This is a genomic window from Pseudomonas sp. PS02288, assembly GCF_029959715.1.
GTDB classification, from domain to species: domain Bacteria; phylum Pseudomonadota; class Gammaproteobacteria; order Pseudomonadales; family Pseudomonadaceae; genus Pseudomonas_O; species Pseudomonas_O kuykendallii.
Genome location: NZ_JASCPA010000118.1, coordinates 1 through 2,887 on the forward strand (window position 1 = coordinate 1; position 2,887 = coordinate 2,887).

4 protein-coding genes are annotated in these 2,887 nt (G+C 68.0%); 1 reads left to right on the forward strand and 3 read right to left on the reverse strand.

Translation table 11 applies throughout. The annotated features are described in order from the left end of the window. A partial coding sequence (locus QMX85_RS23270) for a TSUP family transporter (protein WP_282344910.1) occupies positions 1-337 on the reverse strand: 337 nt, incomplete at its 3' end. Positions 338-450: 113 nt separating this feature from the next. Between QMX85_RS23270 and QMX85_RS23275 the strand changes: the two genes are divergently transcribed. Beyond that, positions 451-1,377 carry a LysR substrate-binding domain-containing protein gene (locus tag QMX85_RS23275; RefSeq protein WP_282344912.1) on the forward strand — a complete coding sequence of 309 codons (927 nt, stop codon included), beginning with the start codon at positions 451-453 and terminating at the stop codon, positions 1,375-1,377. On the opposite strand, the gene QMX85_RS23280 is transcribed toward QMX85_RS23275, so the two are convergent. Both QMX85_RS23280 and QMX85_RS23285 read right to left on the reverse strand, forming a co-directional pair. Then, positions 1,374-1,838: an RNA methyltransferase gene (locus QMX85_RS23280; RefSeq protein WP_090229996.1), complete on the reverse strand. Its 465-nt coding sequence runs from the start codon at positions 1,836-1,838 to the stop codon at positions 1,374-1,376. The two genes, QMX85_RS23275 and QMX85_RS23280, sit on opposite strands and share 4 nt — an antisense overlap. 80 nt (positions 1,839-1,918) lie before the next feature. After that, positions 1,919-2,626 carry a DUF4870 domain-containing protein gene (locus tag QMX85_RS23285; RefSeq protein WP_282344915.1) on the reverse strand — a complete coding sequence of 236 codons (708 nt, stop codon included), beginning with the start codon at positions 2,624-2,626 and terminating at the stop codon, positions 1,919-1,921. Between the last annotated feature and the right edge of the window lie 261 nt (positions 2,627-2,887).

Genomic DNA, 2,887 nt, shown 5'->3' on the forward strand with positions numbered 1-2,887 from the left:
CCCGCGCCCCCCGGCCCCGGGGGCGGGGCGGCGCACCCCGCGCCGGGGCGCCGAGCCAGGTGCCCAGGCAGACGCCCACCTGCATCGACGCGATACGGCGCAGCAGCGGGCCCAGCGTGCGCCACGGCCAGACCTGCCAGAGGTTGGTCAGCAGCGACGGCACGATCAGCAGCGCGGCGGCCTGAGCCGGCGTCATCAGCACTGCCAGCAGCGCCATGCAGACCGTCGGCAGCCCGAGCCCGACCACACCCTTCACCACCCCGGCGAGCAGGAACACCGCGGCGATCGCCAGGAACGACAGTGAGCCGAAGACGGAAAGCGAATCGGAAAAAGGCATGCGGCACTCCTTGGGCGAGGCGCCAGTGTGGCCGCCCTGCCCCGCGGGAAAAATCGGGAAGCCCCGTAGCCGGTCTCAGGCACAGCCTGAACCACGCATGCTAGGCTCGGCCAATGCGCTTCGATCTGACCGACCTACGGCTTTTCCTGAATGTCCACGAGGCAGGCACCATCACGGCCGGCGCGCAGCGCTCGCACATGACGCTGGCCTCGGCCAGCGAACGCATCCGCGGCATGGAGGAACTGCTCGGCGTGGCCCTGCTCAAGCGCGACCGGCGCGGCGTCGAAGTCACTGCCGCCGGGCGCACGCTGGCGCAGCACGCGCGCATCGTGCTGCAGCAGATGGACCGTCTACGGGGCGACCTCGGCCAGTACGGCCGCGGCCTGAAGGGTCAGGTCCGGCTGCTCTGCAACACCGCCGCGCTGAGCGAGCACCTGCCGGAAATCCTCGGCCGCTTCCTGCGCGGCAACCCGCAGATCTCCCTCAACCTGGAGGAGAAGCTCAGCTACGAGATCGTCGATGCCCTGCGCCAGGGACTTTGCGACCTGGGCATCGTCTCCGATGCCACAGACGTGCAGGGCCTGCAGGTGTTTCCCTTTCGCCATGACCCGCTCGACCTGGTGGTGCCCCGCGAACACCCGCTGGCCGGCAGCCGTGGCATAGGCCTGGCCGAAGTCAGCCACTACGATTTCATCGGTCTGGTGGAAGGTAGCGCGCTGCAGGATCACGTCGCCCACCACGCGCGGCGGCTGGGCAAGCGGTTGAACTACCGGGTGCAGTTGCGCAGCTTCGAGTCGATCTGCCGGATGGTCGGCCAGGGCATTGGCGTGGCCATCGTGCCGCGCACCGCGGCGGTCCGCTGCGCGCGCTCGATGCCGATCAAACGCATCGCCCTGAGCGACGCCTGGGCCTCGCGCAGCCTGGTGCTCTGCGTGCGCAGCCTGGACGAACTGCCCGCCCATGCGCGCCTGCTGGTGCAGCACATCCTGCACGGGGACGATGCCGCCGCGAACCCCGGCGAGCGCGAGCTGACGCCCTAGAACTGCGGGCCCGAGCGGGTGTTGTTGCCTTTCGCCAGGCGGTCGTAGAGCACCACGTTGACCGTCGCCGCGAGGTTCATGCAACCGTTGGTGGGGATGTAGACGACGTCCTCGCACCAGTCGCGAATTTCCTTGCTCAGCGAACCGTCCTCGGCGCCGAAGATGTACAGCGCGCGGTCCGGATGGGTGTACTCGGGCAAAGCGCGGGCGCCTTCGACCAGTTCCACGGCCACCGGGATGCAGCCCAGTGGGAGGATCTTGCGCAGGTCGTCGATGTTGATCAGCGGAATGCCCTGGTGGACCTTCTTGGTGTCGGTGATGAAGTCCTTCGCACGGTCGTAGCGGGTGCCGGTGTAGAACACCGAACTGACGCCGTAGCAACCGGCGGCGCGCATGATCGAACCGACGTTGGAAGGCGACTTGGGATTGCTCAGGCCGATGCAGGCGTAGCGTTTGCTCAAGGGAAGGTAACTCGCGGGAAAAAACGCGATTATACGGAGAGCGACGGTGGGCGTGCCCGTCGCGCGAAACGGCCTTGCCCTCAGACCGCGCGCGGCGCCTTGAATACCTTGAACGCCAGCGGATAGCGGCCTTCCTTGTTGCGGCGCACGCGGTAGAGGTTCCACACCACCGTCGCCAGGGTCAGCGGCATGGCGATGAAGACGTTGAAGAACAGCGCCAGTTTCGGCGCCAGGATGAACAGCACCGCGGTGACGCCGAACAGGGTCAGCTGGAAGTTGAACGCATTGCGTGCGGCATCCACCAGCACCCGCTGATCGCTGTGGCGCTGCGCCCACCAGTAGGCGCCGGTGGAGATCACCGCGAGGAAGGTACTGAGGATCACCGTCAGGCCCAAGGCATGGGCGGCATAGACCTTCCACAACGGGTTCGCCTGCCAGGCGGCCTTCAGCCGGGTGAAGGCCGTCGGTTCGCCGTCCGCCGGTGCCTGCCCGGCAGCGCCGGCGGTTTCGCTCCAGGCCGCGGCGACAGCCGGTTCGGCGGTCGGGCCGAGCGAGGCGACGAACAGGCGCACCGCCGCATGTATCAGGCTGGCGAGGATGAGCGACAGCAGCAGGTGTTCCACCAGCCCGTCGCCGAAGCGGTAGTCGAGGCTCCCGCGCAACGCGACCGACTCGCCGAGCAGCGCGCCGAACACGGCCACCACCAGCAGCGCGACGTAGCGACGGAGGTATCCGGTAACCAGGCCGTTGATGACCGCGACCAGGCCGGAGACGACGAAAGCACCCATTCGAAACTCCTCGTATTCGAGTGATGACGGCGGAAGGTGGGTTCTTGTTATGGAGGGCCGCGGGGAACGACCGGAACTGCAGTACCACTACCGACCACCGGGCGAACCCGCGAGTTCGCCCGCCACCGTCATCGCGAGGCGCGCGCCCCTTCAGTCGGGGCGCAGTTCCTTCTCGTCCTGGCTGTCCGCCTCGAACAGCCGCTCGAGTTCGGCGCGCGCCGCGCGGGCGGTCTGCATGACCTTCGCCGCATCGTCGTAGAC

What these genes read in the sequence shown, in the direction of transcription:
- QMX85_RS23275 (WP_282344912.1), top strand. Translation starts at nt 451, where the DNA reads ATGCGCTTCGATCTGACCGACCTACGGCTTTTCCTGAATGTCCACGAG.
- QMX85_RS23285 (WP_282344915.1), bottom strand. Translation starts at nt 2,626, where the DNA reads ATGGGTGCTTTCGTCGTCTCCGGCCTGGTCGCGGTCATCAACGGCCTG.